Raw genomic sequence first — 24102 nt, forward strand, 5'->3', positions numbered from 1 at the left:
GTTCTAAAGAAAAACTCACAACGTAGAATGAACGAGTGGATAAAAAAACTTTCTTCAGCACGAGTGGTGGTTTAGTCGTTGGAATCTGCATTGGCTTTTTGGCTTCACCCTTAAGTCCTTCAAAAAATGCTTCGACAGTTTCTCCGGTGACTCCGGAGCCTCCCAAAAAAGTTTTAGAAAAGATCGTCTACAAAGAATGCCCCCAAGATTCCGCTGATACTCCTCTTCCCGCTCCCAGTCTTTCCGCGAATCTCGCGACACCTCTGATGTCAAATCACGAGGGGGAAATTCGCGTAACTTGGAACGAAGTTCCCCACGCCACACGCTACCGCCTTCAAGTTCTGGATACTGAAGGAAATGTTATCAAGACTTACACAACCTCGCGTTCTACAGTTTATTTAAAAGAACTTCCTTACGATGAAGGCCGTCCCTTCACTCCTTACTCTGTCGTGCTTTCAACCATCAATAGAAAAAGCGAAGAGGGCGCTTTAAGCCCCCGCTATGAGGTCCGAGTCCTCCCGCTGAAAAATCTTACGGCCCCCACAATCAATGAAATATCCATCGAGAATTGATGATGAATAAGTCCTCAGCCCATCTTCTCACCTTAGGTATGCTCTTGATGGTAGTTGCGCCGTTTTGGGTTCAATCGCAGGATGATAATTACATCGATCTTCTTAAAGACGGTGCTGCATTTGAGAACACACCTGCTTTAGAAAATGAAATACAAACTCAAGATGCCTATTTAAATCTGAGTGATATCAAGATGGACACCGAGGAAAATTTCAAACAAGACACCCCTGCCCGCAGCGTGAAGGTGTCGTTAGGTACTGTTGAAAATGCGGCTTTCTACGAAGTGCAAGTTATTCCTTATAAACGCATTTGGGCCAGCCCCATGCAGTTTACAACTGTATCCACAGATCCTGTGATTCGCCTTCGTCTGAATCCGGGCCAATACCAAATCCGTACCCGCTCCCTCTCGGAAACAAAGCTCCCTGGACGATGGGGAGCGTATCAGTCCTTTTGGGTTCACTTTTCACCCATTCATTCAGCTTTTCCAAAACCAAACGCTGTGGTGGAAGCAAAATCTGATAAAACCGAGATCATTACTTTCGAATGGCCCAAGGCAGAAGGCACAAGATACTATTTATTTCTTTTGAAAAATCATTACAACGAAAACCTGCGCATTCTATTAACGAAACGCAATTGGCTCCGTGAAGAGTTGCAGATCGACTCTCAGTACTATTGGTGCGTCTTTCCTGTTCAAAATAAAACTCATGCTTTCGCCTTTTTAAAGCGAACCCAAGGAGTCAGCTACAATCGCTTCTCTTTGGTTAAAACGACAGAGGCAGGACGAATTCTCAACATCAAAGTGTCCTCCAATTCCAATGCGGAGAAATATCAGTTTGAAGTAGTGAAAGTGGATAAATCCAATGAAACCTCTGAACCTTCCATATATGACTCCTACAGTCCGGGGCTTTCTCTTAAACTTGCTCCAGGTGAATATGAAATTCGCAGCCGATACGTTTTAGGAGACAAAGTACCCTCCGAATGGAGTTCCCCTTCCAATTTCTTTATTGCCAGATCTCCTCCACGTCCCTTAAGTCCTGAACCCCAAGGCCAAGTGGAGTCCACCGATGATATTCAGTCACCCACTCGCTTTGAATGGCTGGCTGATGCCGGAGCCGAGCGCTACGAATTCTTTTTATTCGCAGGTGATGACACTTTGATCGAACAAAGGATCACCCAAGATCCTTGGATCATCGTGAACTTACCCGCAGGACAAACTTACAAATGGTATGTCAAAGCGTTGTCACCTCGGGAAAAATCAACATCCATGACAAGAGCTCCTGCCTCCGCGACAGAATTTAAAATCAATGGCTACACTAAGTTGGAGTTAGGGGTTTCTGAAGAGTCTTCTCAACTCTACGGATGGGTGCGCCAGATTTCCTCGTTCTCTAAAATGAAGGGATCCAACTACGATATCAACTCCGTTGTGAATCAAACAATGTATTCCGGAGAAAGTGAATTGGCCCTTGGTTACTGGCATCGCAAATCAAAAGTGGGTGCCCTTCTTCAGGCAGGCACTGCAGGTATTCTTCTGGCCGATCAATATCACGCCTTTAACAATGCAGGGATTCACTTGGGCTACCGTTATATTCTTAGCAGCCAGTCCCGCATTCGTCTTTGGTTGGGTTATTCCTATCGTGAGCTTCCGGAAGTTTTGACTCATCCGTTTACTACGGCGGTTGAAGTCAAACTTTTAAAAAGCATGGGGCCAGAGTTGCGTATGGCTTATTTTTTGGCGCTTTCAGAAAAAATGGGTTTGCAACTTCAAGCTTCTTACTATCAAGGGTTGCAGGATTTGGGAACTCCGAATGGTCTTCCACTTAAGACTCTGTTCTCTTACAAGGGTAGTTTTTTTGGAACTTACAAACTTTCGGAATTGGGAAAATTACTTCTGGGATATACTTACAACTCAGAACATGCAGAATATGATACGAACGATCCCATCGGACTTCCGAACTCTGTGGATTTATCAGGTCACTATTTGAGTTTCATGTATGAGTTCGGCCTTCAAGACGCCATGAAATAACTAGGGATAAGAGATGATGACTTGTCCTGCAGCTCCGGCTGACGCAGTCGCAGCCGCCCCTCCGGCTGCTGAAGTTCCAGCCTCTGCTGAATTTCCTGGAGTGACACTACTTCCTTGAGCCGTCGTTGTTCCAACGCAAGTTCCGCCACCGCCGCCGCCACCTTTGTTTCCTGAAGACGTGGCATTAGACCCAGCAACTCCACAACCTCCTCCACCGGCTCCACCGACGCCACTTGCGGGGCTTTCGCCACCGCCGCCGCCGCCGCCACCACCTGCGATGACGTGTAAGACAGTTCCTGTATTCTGAGTCACTGTGGTTGCTCCCCCGCCACCGCCGCCACGATTGGAAGTGAGCCCGCCTCCTCCGCCACCACCGTAATTTCCTTTTCCTCCGGCAGTTCCTGATCCCTGAGCGTTACCTCCACTGATATTTCCAGTGCCCGTCCCGTCAGAACCTGCGGCTGTCGTTCCACCAGTTCCTCCTGCATATCCTCCACCGCCACCAGTGCCTGCTCCCGCACCTCCAGCGGTGCCGCCCTGTCCGATTGTGATGGTGAAAGTTTCTCCTGGTGTTAAACCGGTTAAAGCTTTTGTGGAATAACCACCGCCGCCGCCGGAACCAGATTTACTTGTGGAAGCTCCACCAGCACCACCGCCGCCGCCCCAAGCTTTGATTGTGATTGAGGTGCATCCTGTGGGCACCGCCCAAGTTGTGGTACTTGCAGTGATAGTCTGAGAGCCCGAGCAAGTATTACAACTTGCAACAGTCACTCCACTGGGAGGATTGTTATAAAAGTTAGCCCACTCACTAGCCGTGGCTGTGGGGACAAGCACAGCATAGATGTTCGTGTTGGTCACCTGTCTGCAAACGGCGTGTTCCGTGATTTCTTTGGGATTATTCTGAGTGTAGGCGTCTGGCGACTGAGGACAACTGGTGGAACCATTGGCGCAAACAATGTGACCATTATCTGCTCTTACTGGTGTCAAAGGAAAAAAAAGAAAGACTCCCATGATAAAATGCACTGTCCGTTTCATACCATCACTTTCTGGTTATTTTTCTTTTGCCAGCATCTGCTTAATTTGTTGAATCTCATTTCTCAAAAACTCATTTTCTCGCTTCAAGTCAGCGACATCATTTTTTAAAGACGCCACTTCACGAACCACGCCCTGGGTTTCATTACGATTTTCCAGACACAAACCATAGATCTCTTTAGTCGCTTCGATAAGAGGAGACACAATGTTTCCATATTTCACAGCTTTCAAACCTGTTTTTGGATCTTGAATGACCAACTCGGGCACAACCTTTTCCACCTCTTGCGCAATCAAACCTACTTCAGGCTGACCATTTTTAATCCAGTTAAAACGAACGCCACGAAGTTTTAGAATCGTCTCTAAACCTGACATCTCGACAATGTTCGTTTTCAATCGGCGATCCGACGTGTAATTAAAACTTGGAGCTGAAATACTCGAGGTCACTGTTAAAGCACCACCGATCGAAATATTTCCACTCGTGCTCACAGACGCCACCGACAAAGCCGCTGAAGAATTGACATCGGATCCTGTGATAGTGCCATCTAAAATTTTACCAGACGTTACAACGCCAGAACCAAGACTTGTAGCACCTGCGTTGTCAATACTGACATCTCCACTCATGAAAACAGCCGTAGCCACATTGGAACCATTTCCTACCCAAATTTTTGCACTATCTAAATTCGTGACTCCCAAAGTTTTTACAGAAGAGCCATCATAATACATGATTGTATTTGCTGTTGAGTTGTACCAAACTTGCCCAACTGAAGGGGAACCCGGATCTGCGGCATTGCTTGAAAGCCCTAGAGTTTTATTGGAAGACATCGCAATATTGCCAACGCTTGTGAGATCTTGAGAACCCATATTGATGGCACCACTCATCATGCCACCGGATTTTTGTAGAGCTCCCGTAATACGGGAGTCATCGCCCGCCGCAACAGTACCTGCTGTGGTCCCGACTGAGACTCCCAGCGCTCCCGCTGCATAACTGAGTGGTGCATTCACCGTCACTGTCGAATAAGATCCAGCACCATTCCGTTGGACTATCCCCGTTGTCGTGAGCGATAAAATATCCGTTGCTAAAATATCGGCCCATTTGACACCCGAAGCTTGGGAAGAATCTGCGACAAGGGCTTGACCATCACTCCCCACACCGAGACGAATATTATTCGTGCCGTTGTGAACTAGAACATCCCCTTTTGTTGTTAGTGGAGATAAAGCGTTGAAAGCTGTTGTTTGTGTTGTTTGACCTGTACCACCCTTAGCGATTGAAACCGTATTCAAAGTTAAAACTGGTGTCGTCGTACCCGTTGCAACGGATATCTCGGAGCTAGCTGAAGAAACACTTGTAACTGTACCACCACCGCCACTGACGGAGACCCAAGAAAGAACTCCCGAACCGTCTGTACTTAAAACCTGTCCTGAAGTTCCATCGGAAGCAGGGAGTGTCCAGATTTTATTTGCTGCAACAGTTCCAGGAGATTTAAATCCCACATAATTACTCGAATCTGAATCTGCAAAACGCGCTTCATTTTGCGCATTCAATGTCAAAGCCCCTGTCATACTATCCCCTGCCTTGTTGACAGGAGTATAGCCAAGTGCTGTTGTCACATCGCTAGAACCAATATTTGTTGCAGTTGTCACCCGACCTTTGGCATCGACAGTGACTTTAGAATACGTTCCCACAGTAACACCGGAGTTCGCCAGTGTCATTGCACCCGCAGCACTCATCGTCGCATCGCCACTCATCGCGACATTGCCCCATAATGTGCCATCGTAAACCATAAACTGGCCGGAGGCCGTCGGTGCTGAGATGTCTTTGCCTTTGATCTTATCAACACTTGTTGAAGACGAGGTCCCACTCACATCACCTGAAAACGCAGCACCGGAAATTCCGATAGCTTGAACAGAAGAGCCATCCCAGTATTTCACTTGATTTGTTGTTGTGTTAAACCAAGAACGGCCTTTTTCAGAGGCCCCCCATCCCGCTGTACTTGGATCCGAAGAGTACTGACCTAATCCGAGATATTGTCCACCCATGCTGATAGCGCCAGTCATCGTGCCACCTGATTTTTGTAGAGCTCCCGTAATACGGGAATCATCTCCTGCTGCGACTGTGCCCGCAGATGTTCCGAGCGACACTCCCAATGCTCCTGCGGCATAGCTTAGTGGCGCATTCACTGTCACAGTCGAATAAGATCCTGCACCATTGCGTTGAACGATCCCCGTTGTCGTGAGTGATAAAATATCCGTTGCTAAAATATCAGCCCATTTGATTCCCGAAGCTTGGGAAGAATCTGCGACGAGAGCTTGACCATCGCTACCCACCCCCAGGCGAATATTATCCGTTCCATTGTGAACTAGAACATCGCCCTTCGTTGTCAATGGAGACAACGCATCGAAAGCGGTCGTTTGTGTTGTTTGGCCCGTACCACCTTTTGCGATGGAGACAGTATTCAGAGTGACAGAGTTGCTTCCCGCCGTCGACGTCACATCTCCTGTTAAAGCTGGAAGTCGTGCTGCAGGTAAAGTTCCTGAGGAAAGATTTGATGCATTTAAATTTGTTAACTGACTTCCGTCGACTGCAGGAAGTTTTGATGAGCCATCTAGTTTTACGATCTGATTAGCACCTGTTCCTGAATTCAAAGTTAAGACAGGTGTCGTCGTACCCGTTGCAACAGATATGTCAGAGGTAGCCGAAGAAACACTGGTAACCGTACCACCACTGACTGAAAGCCAAGATAGAGCTCCTGAACCGTCGGTACTTAAAACTTGTCCTGAACTCCCATCTGTTGTCGGCAATGTCCAGATTTTGTTAGAGGCCACTGTACCAGGAGATTTAAATCCCACGTAATTACTTGAATCTGAATCTGCAAAACGCACTTCGTTTTGTGAGTTCAGAATCAAGGCTCCCGTCATGCTGTCCCCTGCTTTACTAACAGGATTATAGCCAAGTGCTGTTGTCACATCGCTGGAACCAATATTTGTGGCCGTTGTCACGCGGCCTTTTGCATCCACTGTAACTTTAGAATACGTTCCTGCAGTAACACCTGAGTTAGCCAATGTCACGGCACCCGAAGCACTCATCGTCGCGTCGCTACTCATTGTGACGTTCACCCAAGAGGTGCCATCGTAAACCATAAACTGGCCAGAGGCCGTCGGCGCTGAGATATCTTTGCCTTTAATCTTATCAACACTCGTTGAAGACAAGATTCCGCTAACATCACCTGAAAACACAGCCCCCGAAATTCCAAGTGCCTGAACAACAGCGCCGTCCCAATACTTCACTTGATTTGTCGTTGTATTAAACCAAGAGCGACCTTTTTCTGAAGCGCCCCATCCCGCTGTACTTGGATCCGAAGAGTACTGACCTAATCCGAGATATTGTCCACCCATGTTGATAGCGCCGCTCATTGTGCCACCGGATTTTTGTAGAGCTCCTGTAATACGAGAGTCATCACCGGCCGCAACAGAGCCTGCCGTCGTTCCAACAGACACTCCCAAAGATCCCGCTGCATAATTCAAAGGAGCATTCACAGTCACCGTAGAATAAGATCCTGCACCATTGCGCTGAACAATTCCCGTTGTAGCCAAAGACACGATATCCGTGGCAAGAATATCTGCCCACTTTATTCCCGAAGCTTGTGATGAATCTGCAATAAGAGCCTGACCGTCACTTCCCACTCCCAAACGAATATTATTTGTACCATTGTGAACGAGGACATCGCCTCTGGTTGTTAACGGAGACAAAGAATTAAAAGACGGAAGTCGTGCAACGGGTACAGTTCCCGAAGAGAGATTCGAAGCATTTAAATTCGTTAACTGACTTCCATCCACTGCAGGAAGTTTGGATGTGCCATCGAGTTTTACAATCTGATTTGCACCTGTGCCCGTATTCACACTCGCCACCCCGGAAACCACATTTATTCCTGAAACCGCAGCACTAGTATCAAACTGCACAATCCCTTTTGCAGAATAAGAGGCGTCTGAGGAAGACCAGCCAGTGTTATCGTCCGCCATAATCCATTTCGTTCCATCGAACTTCAAAATCTTGTTAGCAGCCAAGCCCGTCTCATCAACAACACGACCTTTGATTTTATTCACCGTTAGATTCGTATATGCTCCCGAGACATCACCACCGAAAGAGGCATTGACATCAATGGCATTACCCTGACTTAAAAGAGTTTTTGCCGCGGCTCCATCCCAATAGCGCAATTGCCCCGAGGTGGATTCAATCCAAAGAGAGCCCGTCGCACCCACGCCTATTGCTGTCAACTGAGTCACGAGTGTTGCATCTTGTGCGGCGGTGTAGGCTCCCAATCCGACAGTCCCGCTGGACTTCAAAGAACCACCGACATAAAGATTTTTATTGGAGTCAATACTCATCGCCTCTGCAGAGCCGGTATAAAATTTTAGAACATTTGAGTTTTCACTGCTTTCAATGCGTGCTCGCTGAGTTGTCGTACCACTATAGAACTCAATAGAACTGGCACCGCCACCACCTGTTGCCGCCCCCAAACGCAGTCGAGGAGAATTTTTTTGAATATCGACATCGGCAGATGCGGAACTTGTACCCACTCCGATACTTCCCGAAGTCGAAATATTTCCCGTGTAAGAATTCGATCCATCAATTTTTGCATAGAGAGAATCGTGATTATGTAAGGAACTCGCATCAGAACCGTTTAATAAAGATGTCAATGCCGCTTGCGTAACGCTCGCATCCTTTACAATGAAATCAGTCGAGCGTTTTCCCTCTAACATGTTCGAATTGAATGCAAACGGAGCTGCACCGACCGTTTGCATATCGGAAAATGGAACACCATCGACAAGAACTTCAATGCGGCGCCAATCATTGGCTACCGGAATATAGACACCTGCACACGAGTTCGAAATTCCGGCTGAACTATTATTAAAGATTTGTGCAAAATTATTGGCTGGCCCCGTTGAATTTCCAGTAGATCCAATCAGAACTGAAAATATTCCGAAAGAATTGGGAGTCACATTTTGTGTATCTTCGTAAATATAACAAGAACCCGTTGGAGGATAAATTCGATATTTCACGGTCACCGAATAGTTGATCGGAGTTCCTGTTGTTTCCGTAAGACGCCCTTGAAACGGCACGAGTTGTGGCACGCTATTACTAGCCCAAAGCTCTTGCCCCACCAAAAATAAAGTTGCTACACCCAACAGTTTAAGGACCATAGGTTATCCCCGTCACTCCCGTTTGCAAATTCATAGTGGGAGATGTGTAATGTCCTTCTTCGCCCGCTATGCTTGATGTGAACTGTATTTTTCTATCGATATCTTCAACAGAATTCCCTGAAGACACGATCTGAAAGGATGGCGACGTCGGCGGAAGCACAAAGCGCACTGTGGCTCTGGCTGCGGCGGTGTGTCCCATTTTTGTTTTAGCTCTTACATAAACATTTAGGACACTGCGAACAACAAGATGAATACTGAATCTGCCTGTGGCACAGTCATTCATTAACAACATCCAGGAAGTGCCGTCATAGGAGTATTCCAATCCGTAAGATTTCTGGTCACAGCCACCTAATAGAACAAAACTGGTTGTAGAAGTCGTCGTAGAGTAATTTTCTGATCCATCGAAAGTTGGAACTTCCGTTTTAATTAATTCTTCTGAGCTTGGTAACGGAGAAGAGGCTGGCGTGCACGATGCAAATGTCAATATTGACAAGATCGCAACAGTAACATTAAGGAGTTTCGATATTAAACGAACCACACTCACCTCTTTGCAAACTTAACGGTGAGTTTCACATTTTTTTAAAGGCTCTTTAACATAGAATACATTTTTTTAATCAAATCGATCCGAAGGTCGATGCTTATCCAAAAAAATTGGGAACATCTATAACCCATTAGTATGAGGCACGACGCCGTTGCTCCCTCGAGATTGGGAGCAACATTCACCATGATATAGATAAATGATGCAAGAACAAGCAAGCCGCAACTATCCAAGGAAAGAAAACTTTCCTAAATTCCTGCTCCATACCTGCACATCTCAGCATTTTGTAAATGTAAGAAATCAGAATTAATAACTTCCAGAATAGAAGGAAGTTTTGGGATTGTTCGCGTGAAGATAAAAATACTGGGTTGAGGCTGAGCCGTCGGAGGCCCAACAACAGCGTAAACGACAACGCTGGACGTAATCACCCCATTCGGAGGACCAATAACCGAGTAACCAAGACCTTTCGAGTTCACCACTCCATTCGGAGGACCAATAACAGAATAGCCTAGAGCCTTGGAACTCACGACTCCACTTGGAGGACCGATAACCGAGTAACCAACAGCCTTAGAGGATGAAACATCTGCGAAGACATTCCTCCAAGACGTGACCGTCAAAACAAAAATGAGCAAAATAAGTCTTAAGTCAAACATTCGGAACTGACCTCTTTCTTATGGAGCAGACTGAATGTGAATTTGAAGAGCATTAATCTCCGTTGCAGTCCAAGCGCCGGAAGTGATTGGGTTAGTAGTATATACCGACGTTTCAAAAGGACTCCAAACGGCCGACTGTGACACTGGCGTCTGCGTATGACTTGAGCCGTTTGTTTTAACCCCGAGAGCTATTGAGGAAATGCCTCCCCCCACTGTCGTTCCTCGCGCTGTGATCTTAATGCCGTGAACTTGCCAAGATCCGGTAGGCAGAGCACTGAGATTGCATTGAAAAACATTGCCCGAGGTCGCGGTATTAATAAGATCTGTATCATTCACTGTAGTTTCATCTATATCCGTATAAGCACCGGTCCATTGATTGGTGTCGCCAGCCGCATTCGGAGTCAGACTCGCCAAGGACAGTAACCGTGTGTCAGCATCAGATGCGATAATCTCAGACATCCCAGAAGAGTTATTATTTGGCCCAACAGCAAAAACACCGTTAAGATTCGATGTCGCTGCGGTTGAAATATTGCCTGTATAGGTCAAAACCGGATTGGCGGAGGCGTTGATATACACGTTAACAGTTCCACTAGATCCGTAATTTATAACCTGCATGTCTATCTTGAAAATCGGTCCGTTAGAGAACGATGCCGCAGCTGCAGATGCCAATTCCGTCCAAGATCCCCCATCAACCTTCCAAATCGCTACCTTATATTGGTTAGATGAAGCTATTCCAACAAAGATTCCATCATCTGTTCCCAACTTCCCAAAGCCAAAAAGTTTTGTCGAAGTTGGTATCCCCCAAAATCGAACTTGTGAAGAAAGCCATCCAGATGTAATCGTCCCGCCAGAGAACGCAACACTTTTGCCAATTCCAGAACCACAATTGTAGAGAGCACCCCTTGCGTAGCCTCCTCTCCAAATACCATTTGATGCCTCCAAGCACAAGGTACCCCCTGAAAAATCTCCTTCTTCTCCTCCAGCCCATAAAATCGTCGCCTGTGCCGACTGACTCAATACGAGTGTTGCGATTGCGATCCATTTGCAGAGTTTCATTTTAACAATCTCCTTATCTAGTTCCATAAATTGCCCATCCCGCTGTAGCCGCCGTTGCATCTGCGGTTGCTGGTCCAAGTACAACTAAAGAATCAGTTCCCGCCGTAAATGAAGTCGCCGAGGCGCATGTGAACGAAGCCACTTTGCCAGAAGCACTTACGACGGCCGTTCCAAATTGTGTACAACTAGTAAACCCTGCTCCTGTACATTTCTGCAGGGAGATCGTCGTGCTTGCCGTTGCCGCCGTTGAAAATTCAAAACGACTGTTCGTACAGCCTGCAGGAATTGTGACATTGATAGGAAATGGAAACTGAGTTAGAACTTGGCTGTTTGCTAAAACTCCAACGAATGTTCCACCGATCACAAAAGGTTGTGCAGGAAGTCTGGCGGCATTGATCGTTCCCGTCGAGATAGTACTGGCATCTAATCCTGCGATATTCGCACAAGTAAATGTATCAGTCAGTGATGACCATGTGAGAGTTTGTGAAGCCGAGCATGATGAGTTCGCAAATTGTTGCGCACCTGTTGCCGACAGTAAGTGGCTGACACCAAAATTCACTGGAGAATAATCAGTTCCGCTCCAACGCATCACTTGCCCTGTAGCTGGTGTCGTTGAGGCCACTGCATTACCATTGATCTTTGCAACAGTTGGATTTGGATAGGTTCCTGACAAATCTCCGCCGGCGGTTCCCGATGCTGCAGGTGTTTCCCATGTTGCCAAACCCGAAGCGTCAGAAGTTAAGACCTTTCCTGCACCCGGAGTACCACCTGTGATTTTTACTTGTCCTGCAACTTCGAGTTTCGCGCCAGGACTGCTAACGCCGATACCCACATTGCCCGACGGCATAAACACCACTCTCTCCGTTCCAAGTGAACGGAAAGAAACAAGTGGAGAGTTTGCAACAGATCCACCATTTCTTCGACCATCAAATATAATAGCCGGCGAATTAGCATTATCTTGACCAGGCTCACCAATAAAATAGAGCCCCGATCTATCCGGCGAACCACTTCCTATACTCTTACCCCAAATCATTGGAATCATCTGTCCGTTGATAGACGTTCCGTCGAGGATTTTCAGAAATGATCCCGCCGCTGAAGAATCTGTAATTTTGAAAGCTTCAGTCGTATCAGAAACGACACCATTCACGTGAACCAAAGCCGTAGGACTAGCTGTTCCAACACCAACACTGCCACTTGATTCGGTAAGAGCTGAATCACCAATCGTACCTGAGTCTGTAAACTTCGCAATTTTTCCTGCCGAGCCCGAACCGCCGATAGACCCGCCGCTTGTGGGTAGTAGATCGACGTATGCTCCACCATTTTCAGAAACTTTGAATTTGTTGGCAGTAGAATCGAAATAGATTCGACCTTGATCTGTTGGTGATAAAGCTGGTGCCGCTATTTCACGTACGGAAAGAGCACCGTTCATGTCAAGCGTAGTATTTGGTGAAGTAGTTCCAATGCCGACGTTTCCATTCGTCGCGACTGATATTTGTGGCGTTGCACTCACTGCGCTGTCACCCGCAGTGATGTAAATGGGCTGAGAAGTGCCCGTTCCATTTTTGCTTGAGTAAATAAAAGCACCGGTCAAAGTATTATGGACCCAGCCTGATGTAGGAGCGAGGCCAAAAATAAATTCTGGTGAATTATTACGATCTGAATTTGAGTAAAGGTCCAAAATACGGTTACGTCCCGTTCCACTTGATGGACTCATTCTCCAAGCATCATTAGCTGGTGATGATTGAACATCGAATACTGTCGAAGGTAATGCTGTGCCCAATCCCAAACGTTTATTCGTATTGTCCCAATTTAAATTCGAATCCGCAGCCATGGTGTTTGAGCCTGAGTTGAATTGGATTTGCCCTGTCGAGCCTGCAGGTGTGGCCGTAATTCCGGTCAGTCCCGAACCATCTCCATAAAACTTACCGTCTTTATCGACGCGAGAGAGAATAGTTCCCATGTTATTTTGGAATTCTAAAAGGTTTGCAGTTTGACCGGCCTGACCCCATTTGATGATCTGGCCTATAGCTCCAACGGCTGAAGTATTTGTTTGAAGTTGAGCTCCTGGAGAAGTCGTTCCGATGCCGACGTTGCCTGAAGCATCTAAAAGCATTCTATTTACAGAGCCTGGTGTTTGAAAACTAAGACCACTAGTATTTCGAATAACTCTGAAGTCAAAATCTGGCGAGGTTGAACTCGTTGCTGATGCTGTGAAGTCGATATAACCGCCTCCACCTGTTGTTGAATTAGTTCTTAACTCTAAGCCTGAAGAACCTGCTCCTGAATCCAATATGATTTGCGCGTCACTCGCTTTATACACATGAAGAGTAGATTGCGGACTTGTAGCCCCAATTCCGACGTTACCCGTATTGTAGTAGATATCAGAACCACTTGTCGTCCACTGCGAACCCGCTGGAATATTCGTGCTACAGATAATTCCACTGGCAGATCCATCGGAAGTACACATTTTGTTAGCTACCAATCCACCAACTCCAAGAACTGGGATATTTCCTGCCGCGGAACCCGTGTTTACTGTCGCCGCGGTACCGAGACCCAAACTTGTTCTTGCTCCAGCAGCAGTTGAAGCACCCGTACCACCATTTGCGATAGCAAGGGTTCCTGTTAAATCCGTAGAAGCATCAATAAGAGCATTCACCCAGCTAGTTCCATCATAGCGAAGAACTTGTCCGGTCGCATATGCGGCTGGCGCAACAGACTTGCCTTTGATTTTATCTACACTTGTTGCGCTATATGTGCCACTCATATCACCTGAAAATGATGTTGTCGTTCCAAGTTTGTTGTTGAATGCATCGTAATCTGTGTTTGAAATAAGACCCGCGGTAACTCCACCTGCTGAAGCCATCGGGACATTCAAGGTATGCGCCGAACCGCTTGATGACCATGCAGGAGCAGTTCCCGTTGTTCCGGGTGGTGCAAAAGTTTGAGTGTTTGCCACTAAACCATTTAATGAAGTAATGCCCGATCCGCTTGCTGCGAGTGCCGTCCATGCCGTGCCATTACAGTATTCTACATTTCCACCATTATAGCGAATGGCTCCGGCAATTCCCGCCGCGCAGGACGTGGCATCCGTTCCTACTCGAACAGCACCACCTACATCTAGTTTTGTTGCGGGAGTCGTTGTTCCTATTCCAACTTTTCCTGTGTTGTAATAGATGTCTGAACCCGATGTCGTCCATTGTGAACTTGTTGGCATCGTCGTATTACAAATAATCCCACTCGCAGTTCCATCGGAAGTACAAAGTTGATTGGCTACTAAACCACCAATTCCAAGAACTGGAATATTTCCCGCCGCAGATCCTGTATTCACTGTGGCTGCACTGCCAAGTCCTAAATTTGTTCTTGCTCCTGCAGCCGTTGTCGCTCCTGTACCGCCATTCCCAACGGCAAGGGCTCCAGTTAAATCCGTCGAGGCATCGATAAGAGCATTGATCCAACTTGTTCCGTCATAACGAAGAACTTGTCCCGCGGCATACGCCGCTTGCGCAACAGCTTTACCCTTAATTTTATCAACACTCGTCGCGTTGTAGGCTCCACTCACATCACCAGAAAATGATGTCGTCGTTCCTAATTTAGCATTAAAAATATTCCAGTCCGCTGAGCTCAAAACACCTGTTGTGCTTGTATTGGCAGTCGCAATTGAAATCACAGGTGTTGTTGTCCCTGTAGCCACACTGACGGGACCTGTGCCGGTGACGTTTGTGACAGTTCCACTCGAACCCGATGAAACTGTACTACAGACAAGAGCAGTTCCATTCCAAGTTAAGAATTTCCCACCACTGCAATCGGGAAGACCTGCTTTTGCGACAAAGTCACTGGCTACATTGTTTCCTAGTTTTTGTGCTGACAAAGCGTAACCAGCAAAGGGAACTGATCGAATCACGTTGTCCGGAGAAATCGTCTTCCATCCACTGCCATCATAGAATTGCACACGAAGTTTACGGGTATCTCCAGCAGAAGCTGCATAGTTCGCAGATCCATCTGTACAAGTATAACCGCTACAAGATCCACAGGTAAACGTTGATGAATTATTAAAAGAATCTAAAATCGAAAAATTACCAGTGAGTGGATAACTGACCGTTCCCTCACCGATCGCTACGTCAAACATACCGCCGGAGTTCACCATACTATAACCGGTCACTTGTTCTTGATAGATGATGCAAGATCCCGCCGGATTCGTGACCTGAAATATGAAACTGACGTTATTGTATTCTAACGGACTCCCATCCGTTTTCATAATACGGCCTTGATAAGTCAGTCGTAGTGGAGATGCTTCTACCGTCAAAGACACCAGAAGGGCTAACACGATTTTTACTGTTACGATCCACATGTGGTTTTTCATATGAATCTTTATCGGTTCTTATTTTGTCCTTAACAGAGGGGGCCCGCATGATTATCGATCCCGCCATTATGGGAATCCGACTATAGTCGCCCACATTTTTGTAGATGATAAAATCAGGAGATTTTTTATTTGTAACAGATGATAAATAAAAAAGCTGGTTTCGAAGCGAAAAACCAGCTTGCCACTATTCACAGTTCCGAGACAATTTTATCTTGGAGAAACAGAAATTCCTCGATACTGCCTATTATAGATGTCTGTGACGACACAAGCTCCATTTTTAAGAGAACTATCACTCACAAAACGAATGGACTTAACCGCATCACTGCTTTGAACAGTCCAAATAACTCCATTACTGGAATCTTGTCCCTTCACGACTGAGCCAAGATCATAAATATTAGGGTTTCCGGCATCGTCATAACCACCCATCATTCTTGCACTGAAGTTATTCGCACCGTTTTGCGAAATATAAAACATGAAGCACTTACGGCCTACACCGCTAAGATCTCCGCGATCCACCCAGCAATCTGAATCACATCTAGCGATATCGATAGATTTTGCATTTGCCAAAGAAGACGCCCCAATCAAAGAAGTCATTAAAACAAACAAAAACGTTTTCATATATTAGTCCTTTTGCTTATCCCACATGCGATAAATATTCCAACCGCATTAATGAATCTATTTGAGTGCCGTGCTTTTAGACTGTTCAGCGTTTAGACAAAACGACATTGCAAGGGTAAGCTTTTACAAAGAGGCTGCTCCCCTTACAACGGGAACAGCCTTCAAAAGTAAAACTAAATTTCGCAAATCTCGGCCGGTAAGACAGGCCGCAAAAACTACTTAAGATTCGGATGACTACATTTAATTTGAACGTCAAATTTAGGACACACAAGCTTCATGGCATATCCACTCATTCCAAACAGGGCTGTATTATCTTCGACCTTAAACTTTTTCATCTCACAGTTTTCAATTTTAATATTGTCGGCAAGTTGTTTTTTTAGAGCGCCTTCATTTCCAACAATGCCAACATCCCAAATTTTTTCTTTACAGAATCTAGCAATCCCTTCAAGAGCATACTGTCGATACAGACGTAGCTCTTTATTTTCGTTGGTTGAACGGGCAAAGTTATACGGACTTACTCTATATGTTCCAGAATAAACCGCCTTATCTAAGCCTTCTTTTCTTGCTAGCGCTGCGTTTTCATCAAGAATCACTTTTTTACCGTTAAATTCACCTAAACTTACGATCATTTTAGGTGAGTCATTGCTATGAAGAACCGCGATTCCGACAATTCTGTCCTCTAATTGAAAACTATTTTTATATGTATCTCCCACGCAAAATTTTCGACTTCTCGAGCACGTTCCTTCCCTATTTAGGAATACATTTTCAATTACGTAGGATTTTTCTTCTGAATAGATTCGGGCAACGATTTTATCGACCGGTTTTCGTTGAAAATCATCCCACTCACGACGAGGTCCAAACATTTTATAACTTTGAACATCTCCCTTCGAGTCCAAGACGGCAAAAGAGTCACCGGAACACAATGGGGATATGGTGTCTAACGAGGAGTCAATACAACCGTCATCCTTTCGAATCTCGCTAATATTTACAATGATCGTTTTAAGTCCCATGGGATCGCTAACAGCCACGTCATTGCCAGAAATAAGTTTTATTTCACCTGCAAACGATACGTACTCTACCCTATCTCCCTGATAAATAACTTTATCACCGACACAAAAACTGCCAGAACAAACCGATGCCGGATTTCTGGGATCTTTTTTGTGCATGACTGTTGAACATCCGCTTACACAAACGAATAATATTAATAAAAAACTAAATCTCATCATTTCTCCATTCAATCGTTGTCTTTAATTAAAATTATTAAGGCGTTGCACAACTAGGTGGAGTTGGCGGCCCCCACGCGGTACACATTGGGTCACCCCAAGGATCAGTACCCCACTTTGTGCATGTTCCCATTGAGCCTGGATAGTACTGGACCATCTTAGTGCCGCCAAAATTGTTAGTGCACCTGCACTCAGTCACACTCGATTCGAATCCGCCCGTGTCCCATGGTATACAAGTCCAACTCAACGGAGGAGCACTTGCATCGCACAGATAAACGCAGCATTCATCTGCAGGGTCACTCGTAGCGCACCCACTCATCTGACGACGGGGATCACTGTTGGAAATATAGCAGCCATTGTTGAACTGTGCCCATCCAGCTGGACAGATGATGCCATTCGTTCCTGGAGCAATCGGATTCGTACCAACAGGGCATACACTGTCTTGAGATCTCCAACCCCACGGCCCTCCGATATCACAATGCGTTCCCGTCGAAAGAGGCGCGACTACTGGAGGCGGTGGAGGAGGCGGCGGTGGTGCGACGTAATCTGAAATGATCACACAAGCAGGCTTATGTTGCATAAACTTACTAAATTCTTTAAACGTTTCAGAGGGGACAACAACTCCTCGTGTGCATTCATTTTTAATAATTTTTTTTAGCTCATATCGTTCAAAAATGATTTCCGCACCTGGAAGAACTTTAAGAGTGTTCAACTTATTGGTGCGATACTCCGCGAATGCTCCTACGGACAAAATTAAAAACAGCATAAGAGATTTCATTTTTTACTCTTTTCTTTTTTTAATCTAGCGACCTCTTTACGCAACTCTTCTAATTCATGTTTTTGCGACTCTACTTGTTTCACTAAAACCTTTGTGGCCTCGACAAGGACCGCAGTCATATTTCCGTATTCGACACTTTTTAAGTGGGTGTTAGGATTTTCTCCAACTAACTCTGGAAATATTTCTTCCACTTCTTGCGCCGCAAATCCAATATCCCGGCGTCCAGTTGACTTCCACTCGAATGAATATCCATTCATCTTCTGAATTTTTTGAAGAGGATCTTCGATCACTCGAAAATTCTTTTTTAGTCTTTTATCCGATGAATAGTAAAATGCCTGTCCTTGGATTTCCCCTGCCACATCCAACATTGCGCCCGGAGCCGCCGTTCCTATCCCGACATTACCACTGGCATCAACCCGCATTCGTTCTGCGCCGTTTGCACTAATGCCAATTCCAGCGCCAGCACCTAATCTGAATAAGCCGGTATTGTTATCCCCGATACCTATTGATGGAATGGCAGCACTCCCCGTATCGGCAACAACAAGTTGGCCTCCGGCTATATGCATACGATAAGAAGGAGTCGTAGTCCCGACTCCAATATTTCCATTACTCAATACCGTCATTCTTGGGACTGCGTTAGTATAAAGATTTAAATCCCCCGTCGAGGGACTTGAGTAATTTGTCATGAAGAGTCCTGTGTCGCCGTTGTCTTCAAAAGCAAGACCCACTTCAGCAACATCATTGATCGGAGCACCAGCTCTTAATCGAGTAGCCCCTACGACATCTAATGCCGCCCTAGGAGAATTGCCGCCAATTCCTACCCATCCCCCTCCAAAGAAGATGTTGTTGGGATTTACGGGACTTGGCTGCCAAAACTCAAAGGCTCCCCCCAAAGCGAAACATTCCAAAATACCGCCTGAAGCATCTGTTCTAATTCGCAAATTAATGTTCTGAGAAATATTTCTAACGCCTTGGATATCCCCCGTTTTGTCTAAAACAACGTGTAGATCGGCGATACCCTGTTGAGAATTTGCGGGATCGGCTCTCCATGAGTCGACCCTGAATTCAGTGAATTGAAGACGATTTGAACTATCAGTTCCGCCAACTACAAACCTATTTGCATTCGCTCCATCTCTAATCTGAGAAACGGTAAAAGTCGAACTGGGATTATTTCCAGTAAAGGTGTTTGCACAAGCTGCTTTATCTGTAAGAATACTGCGAATCTCTCCCATCACCTCGCGCTGTTGGTCTTTAGCTTGAATGCTTCGCTGACCTTTGACCGTACCTACCAAAAGACTAGTCATGCCTGAAGCAATAATACTAACAATTCCGACCACAACGAGGACTTCGATTAGGCCTATGCCGCTAGAGTTTTCGAGAAGACGAGATGGTTTCATCATGAGTTTAATATCGGAATAAAACTCATCTCGAAAAAGTTGTTAGACACAAATCAACAACAATATCGATCCCGTTTTTTGGGGATCGATTCTTGATGAAACATTAATATGCATTCTTTTATTCTGGAATTACTGTTCGGAATTCATTTTCGACAAATATTTTTCCAAACGTTCTAAACGCTCTCTGATCGCCGCATTTTCTTGCTTCAACTTTTCATTTTCAGCTTTCACAGAGGTGATTTCACGATCGTGTTTTTTGTCGTTAGTAGCCAACTCGTTCACTTTGTCTTGCAAAGATTGTATTTGTGCCGCTGAAGCTTTGCACATTCCATAAAGTGATTTCGTGGATTCGACTAATGGTCCTACCAGGGCCGGGTAGTTGACGGATTTATAACCACTCTTATCTGTATCAACAAGCTCTGGGAAGACCGCTTCGACTTCTTGAGCGATCACGCCGATTTGATGACGGCTGTTGAATTTTCTCTCTGGGTACTCTTCCGTTTTCCAATTATAACTGACGCCACGAAGTTTCGAAATTTTCTCAAGAGCGTGATCTAAAACTTGGATGTCCTTTTTAAATCGGATGTCCGATGTTAACGCAACTCCCGCAGAGCGCACACTTCCCGAAGCATTAATGTCGCCACCTTGAACATCGAGTTTGTAGCCGGGAGTCGTTGTGCCAATCCCGACGTTACCACCATTAGCAACACGCATTCTTTCAGCGCCGCCGTTGGTTAAAAACGCGATATAATCAGAAGATCCACTTCCCTCGATTCTAGTCGATTCATCGCCGAAACCATAATAATACCCATCAGTCGCAATAAATGTTTGTGCCTTACTAGAACCATTAACATCGAGTTTATAACTCGGAGTTATTGTGCCGATACCAACGTTGCCTGCAGCAGTTAAAGCCAGAGGAGTTTTGTAAGTTCCGAAACTTCCATCCCCCACTTGATCGGAGTCGAAACGTAAAGTGGTGCCATCCAAAGGCATGCGCCAATATTTTCCGACAACAGCTCCTTGATCAGTTTCGTTGAATGTGAGCGGAACTGCAGACTCATCAATTCGAACTAATCCCATTACATGAAGTCTGTGAGCAGGAGTGCTTGTTCCAATCCCGACGTTACCTCCAAGATTTGCTAAAACTAAATCCGTTGGATTTGCAGAACCCGTTTTTTGAGCATTGATTGAGCCGTAGGTATCTCCAGTATTCGCACCCAAACCGAAAACAATGCGAGATCCTGTAGACAATGAAACAAAGTCACTTGTTCGAACATCTAATGGATAATTACTTGTGGTATTTGCTTGTACCGATAATCTTTGCAATGGTGTTGTCGTCCCGATACCAACGTTACCGCTATTAAGTATGCGCATTCTTTCAACCGCAGTCGCACTTCCGTTTGGCGTCGTTGAGAAGTAAATGTCAGATCCTCTATTGGTGGACGTAGTCGCTTCAGTGTTCACCATACCCATAAAAGAGCTGGAGTACCAGGAACTTCCATCATAGTTATTGCCGGAAACTAATCCAATACCACCACCGTTAGCCGTAGCCGTTGGTGCCGCCAAAGTTCCTGCGGCTCCCCGCAAAACTAAATGAGGCGAAGTCCCACCGAAACGATCCAGGCTGATTGCTGAAACCACACTCAATGGATGCGTTGGAGCCGTTGTTCCAATTCCGATGTTACCGCCATTATAATATATTTTCCCGGAGCCGCCATCAGCCCACACCGTCGCAGATGATGGAAGTCTCGCGGCAGCGATCGTTCCTGTTGTAATAACTCCGGCATCCAACCCGGCAATATTTGCGCAAGTGAATGTATCAGTCAGTGATGACCATGTCAGAGTTTGCGAAGCTGAACACGATGAATTCGCAAATTGTTGGATACCCGTTGCGGAAAGTAAATGGCTGACTCCGAAATTCACGGGAGCATACTGAGTACCGCTCCAACGCATCACTTGCCCGGTAGTTGGTGTTGTCGAAGCCACTGCGTTGCCATTGATTTTCGCGACAGTTGGATTGGGATAAGTACCTGATAAATCTCCGCCCGCAGTTCCTGTCGGTGTACGAGCGTCTGTAAGTCTGGCATCGTCACCCGCTGCCAAAGTATTTGCGACAGTACCGACGTTCGCCGTGATGACCGGAGTTGACGTTGTGTTTGCAACAGACAGATAACTATTTGCAGATGTCACGCTTGTTACTGTTCCCGGATTACTTGCAGGAAGAGTTTCCCATGTTGCTAATCCAGCTGCATCAGAAGTCAAAACTTTGCCAGCTCCAGGTGCGCCACCAGTGATTTTCACTTGGCCCGCGACTTCTAATTTCGCTCCTGGGCTGGATGCTCCGATACCAACACTTCCACTTGGAGTAATAACAACTCGCTCAACATTATTGGAGCGGAAGGAAGCTATTGGTGAATTGGTAAGAGCCGCACCATTAAGTACTCCATTAAAAACAACCGCCGGCGAGTTGGCGTTGTCTTGTCCCGGTTCACCATTAAAGAAAAGACCATTACGATCGGGATTGCCAGTCCCTTTACCTTTACCCCAAATCATGGGTATAAAGTCACCCGCGATTGATGTCCCATCACCTATTTTTAGAAATCCGGTGGCGGCTGTGGTATCAACGATTTTCAGCGCATCCGTACTAGAATTAAAACCTCCTTGAACGTCCAGTTTTGCTCCCGGTCCCGCAGTTCCAATACCCACACTTCCGCCAGAGGTGATCGTCATCCGCGTGGTATTGTTAGTTTTCAAATTCAAATCATAGTTGTCGTTCGTTCCAAGGTTCGCGACACCACCAAAACTATTTCCACCATTAACGAAGACGGTACCTGACGTAAAGGAAGAACAAATCATTAAACCTGTGGCATCGAAAGTAACAAATTCTCCAACCGCACAATTAAACGTTGTCAAAGCAGAACCCACTCCATTCGATGCTATCAATCTGTTGGCAGTCAGTGACGTAGTTCCGGTACCACCCTTTGCAACCGGAACTATAGAAGAAAAATTCGCAGGGTCAGCAATAACAGCGCTCCATTTGAGTCCGGAAGCTTGTGTTGAATCCGCAGACAAGACTTGTCCATCTGTTCCTACCCCTATACGAATATTGTTGGTTCCGTCTCGAGTTAATAGATCTCCTTTTGTATTCAGAGGAGAAAGCGCATTAAATGCACCTAGTGCTGAAGTTTGTCCCGTACCACCATTGGCAATGGGTAATGTCCCCGTCACTTCTGAGGCCAAATTCACAGCCGCACCATTGCTTGCAGATGTCAAACGACCTTGAGCATCGACTGTGATATTCGCTCTGGTATACGAGCCCGCAGTTACTGTCGTATTCGCTAGAGAAATAGTTCCAGTGGACGTTATCGGCCCTCCAGTTAACCCCGTACCTGTGGCAACATTGGTGACGGTACCGCCGGCATTACTATCGGTTGAAGCAACCCACTTCGTGCCATCATATTTTAAAATTTGTCCCGTAGCTAAGCCTGTCGTATCGACATCAACACCTTTGATTTTATTGACTGAGACAGCTCCGATACTACCACTCACGTCTCCTGCTACGGAGACGTTGATTGATTGACAAAGGAATTTGCCAGCAACTGAGTTCCAGTAAGGAGCTTCGTAAGTGGCACAGTTCGCACTCGCCACCGCGGTGTTAAATGCGGCCACAGTCTGATAGTTACTCAAAGTCGAATTTAAATTGGTGACATCACTCATAGCAATGGCACTTCCTACCCACTGAGTGCCATCGTACTTCAAAAATTGTCCTGATGCGGGAGCTCCATTTGAAACGGCGACACCTTGAATTTTGGCAACTGTTGGGTTGGGATAGCTTCCAGAAAGATCCCCACCTGCAGTTCCCGTCGGAGTGCGCGCATCCGTAAAGCGAGAGTCATTTCCCGCGGCCACAGTTCCCGCTATTACACCAACATTCACCGTGAGTGACGGAGTTGATGTTCCATTTGCGATTGAAAGATAAGAATTCGTGGAAGTCACGGATGTCACTGTTCCACCACTGGCTCCAGACACCGGAGCACAAACTAAAGCCGTTCCATTCCATGAGAGGAACTCATTGGCCGAACAAGTCGGTACTCCGGACTTTATCAAGAAATCATTTTCTGTCTTCGTACCTAACTTTTGCGCAGAGAGCGCGTAACCCGCATAAGGGACCGAACGAATGACGTTGTCTGGAGAAATAGTTTTCCATCCAGCACCATCGTAGAATTGAACTCGTAAAAGACGATCATGATTAGACACAGGTGTGTAAGTCGATGAACCGTCTACACAGGTATATCCACTACAAGATCCACAAGTAAAATTTGAAGAGTTATTAAAGGCATCCAGGATAGAAAAGTTTCCCGTAAGAGGATAACTGACAGTTCCCTTACCAATTGCCACATCAAAAACACCACCGGAATTCACCATGCTATATCCGGTCACTTGTTCCTGATATACCACGCAGGAACCCGTTGGGTTCGTGATCTGAAAAATAAAACTGACATTGTTGTACTCTAGCGGAGTACCATCCGTTTTTAGAATACGGCCTTGATAAGTCAAACTTGTCGGTGCTGCCAATGAAGTCCAGGACAAAAGGAAAACGCCGATTACGTTCAGAATTGATACGATCCAGATCCGGTTGTTCATAGAAACTTTAT

General features: G+C 45.9%; 13 protein-coding genes. 2 read left to right on the forward strand and 11 right to left on the reverse strand.

The window, feature by feature from the left end:
- Positions 1–35: 35 nt before the first annotated feature.
- Entirely contained in the window at positions 36–572 is a 537-nt protein-coding gene (locus ACL934_RS12440; RefSeq protein WP_413612339.1) for a hypothetical protein, read from the forward strand.
- Positions 572–2593, forward strand: a complete 2022-nt coding sequence (locus ACL934_RS12445; protein ID WP_413612340.1) for a hypothetical protein — start codon at positions 572–574, stop codon at positions 2591–2593. Before ACL934_RS12440 ends, ACL934_RS12445 begins: the two co-directional genes overlap by 1 nt.
- On the opposite strand, the gene ACL934_RS12450 is transcribed toward ACL934_RS12445, so the two are convergent.
- The 11 genes from ACL934_RS12450 to ACL934_RS12500 all read right to left on the reverse strand — a co-directional run bounded on the left by ACL934_RS12450 (position 2594) and on the right by ACL934_RS12500 (position 24091).
- Positions 2594–3628, reverse strand: a complete 1035-nt coding sequence (locus ACL934_RS12450) for a hypothetical protein (protein ID WP_413612341.1) — start codon at positions 3626–3628, stop codon at positions 2594–2596.
- A gap of 15 nt (positions 3629–3643) precedes the next feature.
- A complete protein-coding gene (locus tag ACL934_RS12455; RefSeq protein ID WP_413612342.1) occupies positions 3644–8824 on the reverse strand; it encodes a tail fiber domain-containing protein in 5181 nt (1726 codons plus the stop codon).
- Positions 8814–9362, reverse strand: a complete 549-nt coding sequence (locus tag ACL934_RS12460; RefSeq protein ID WP_413612343.1) for a hypothetical protein — start codon at positions 9360–9362, stop codon at positions 8814–8816. The genes ACL934_RS12455 and ACL934_RS12460 overlap by 11 nt, the downstream gene beginning before the upstream one ends.
- A 248-nt stretch (positions 9363–9610) precedes the next feature.
- A complete protein-coding gene (locus ACL934_RS12465; protein ID WP_413612344.1) occupies positions 9611–10015 on the reverse strand; it encodes a hypothetical protein in 405 nt (134 codons plus the stop codon).
- An 18-nt stretch (positions 10016–10033) separates the two neighbouring features.
- On the reverse strand, positions 10034–11071 hold the full coding sequence (locus ACL934_RS12470) for a hypothetical protein (RefSeq protein WP_413612345.1): 1038 nt from the start codon (positions 11069–11071) through the stop codon (positions 10034–10036).
- 13 nt (positions 11072–11084) lie between these two features.
- Complete coding sequence (locus ACL934_RS12475) at positions 11085–15431, reverse strand: beta strand repeat-containing protein (protein ID WP_413612346.1); 4347 nt, start codon at positions 15429–15431, stop codon at positions 11085–11087.
- 207 nt (positions 15432–15638) lie between these two features.
- Positions 15639–16049, reverse strand: a complete 411-nt coding sequence (locus ACL934_RS12480) for a hypothetical protein (RefSeq protein ID WP_413612347.1) — start codon at positions 16047–16049, stop codon at positions 15639–15641.
- Between the two features lie 215 nt (positions 16050–16264).
- Positions 16265–17275, reverse strand: coding sequence for a hypothetical protein (locus ACL934_RS12485; protein ID WP_413612348.1), 1011 nt, complete (start codon positions 17273–17275; stop codon positions 16265–16267).
- A 34-nt stretch (positions 17276–17309) separates the two neighbouring features.
- Positions 17310–18050, reverse strand: a complete 741-nt coding sequence (locus tag ACL934_RS12490) for a hypothetical protein (protein WP_413612349.1) — start codon at positions 18048–18050, stop codon at positions 17310–17312.
- Entirely contained in the window at positions 18047–19450 is a 1404-nt protein-coding gene (locus ACL934_RS12495; protein ID WP_413612350.1) for a tail fiber domain-containing protein, read from the reverse strand. The genes ACL934_RS12490 and ACL934_RS12495 overlap by 4 nt, the downstream gene beginning before the upstream one ends.
- A gap of 126 nt (positions 19451–19576) precedes the next feature.
- Positions 19577–24091: a tail fiber domain-containing protein gene (locus ACL934_RS12500; RefSeq protein WP_413612351.1), complete on the reverse strand. Its 4515-nt coding sequence runs from the start codon at positions 24089–24091 to the stop codon at positions 19577–19579.
- Positions 24092–24102: the final 11 nt, after the last annotated feature.

It is taken from the genome of Bdellovibrio sp. HCB-110, assembly GCF_047323225.1.
Lineage (GTDB): Bacteria > Bdellovibrionota > Bdellovibrionia > Bdellovibrionales > Bdellovibrionaceae > Bdellovibrio.

What these genes read in the sequence shown, in the direction of transcription:
- ACL934_RS12455 (WP_413612342.1), bottom strand. Translation starts at nt 8,824, where the DNA reads ATGGTCCTTAAACTGTTGGGTGTAGCAACTTTATTTTTGGTGGGGCAA.
- ACL934_RS12475 (WP_413612346.1), bottom strand. Translation starts at nt 15,431, where the DNA reads ATGAAAAACCACATGTGGATCGTAACAGTAAAAATCGTGTTAGCCCTT.
- ACL934_RS12490 (WP_413612349.1), bottom strand. Translation starts at nt 18,050, where the DNA reads ATGAAATCTCTTATGCTGTTTTTAATTTTGTCCGTAGGAGCATTCGCG.
- ACL934_RS12500 (WP_413612351.1), bottom strand. Translation starts at nt 24,091, where the DNA reads ATGAACAACCGGATCTGGATCGTATCAATTCTGAACGTAATCGGCGTT.
- ACL934_RS12495 (WP_413612350.1), bottom strand. Translation starts at nt 19,450, where the DNA reads ATGATGAAACCATCTCGTCTTCTCGAAAACTCTAGCGGCATAGGCCTA.
- ACL934_RS12445 (WP_413612340.1), top strand. Translation starts at nt 572, where the DNA reads ATGATGAATAAGTCCTCAGCCCATCTTCTCACCTTAGGTATGCTCTTG.
- ACL934_RS12485 (WP_413612348.1), bottom strand. Translation starts at nt 17,275, where the DNA reads ATGATGAGATTTAGTTTTTTATTAATATTATTCGTTTGTGTAAGCGGA.
- ACL934_RS12480 (WP_413612347.1), bottom strand. Translation starts at nt 16,049, where the DNA reads ATGAAAACGTTTTTGTTTGTTTTAATGACTTCTTTGATTGGGGCGTCT.
- ACL934_RS12470 (WP_413612345.1), bottom strand. Translation starts at nt 11,071, where the DNA reads ATGAAACTCTGCAAATGGATCGCAATCGCAACACTCGTATTGAGTCAG.
- ACL934_RS12450 (WP_413612341.1), bottom strand. Translation starts at nt 3,628, where the DNA reads ATGAAACGGACAGTGCATTTTATCATGGGAGTCTTTCTTTTTTTTCCT.
- ACL934_RS12465 (WP_413612344.1), bottom strand. Translation starts at nt 10,015, where the DNA reads ATGTTTGACTTAAGACTTATTTTGCTCATTTTTGTTTTGACGGTCACG.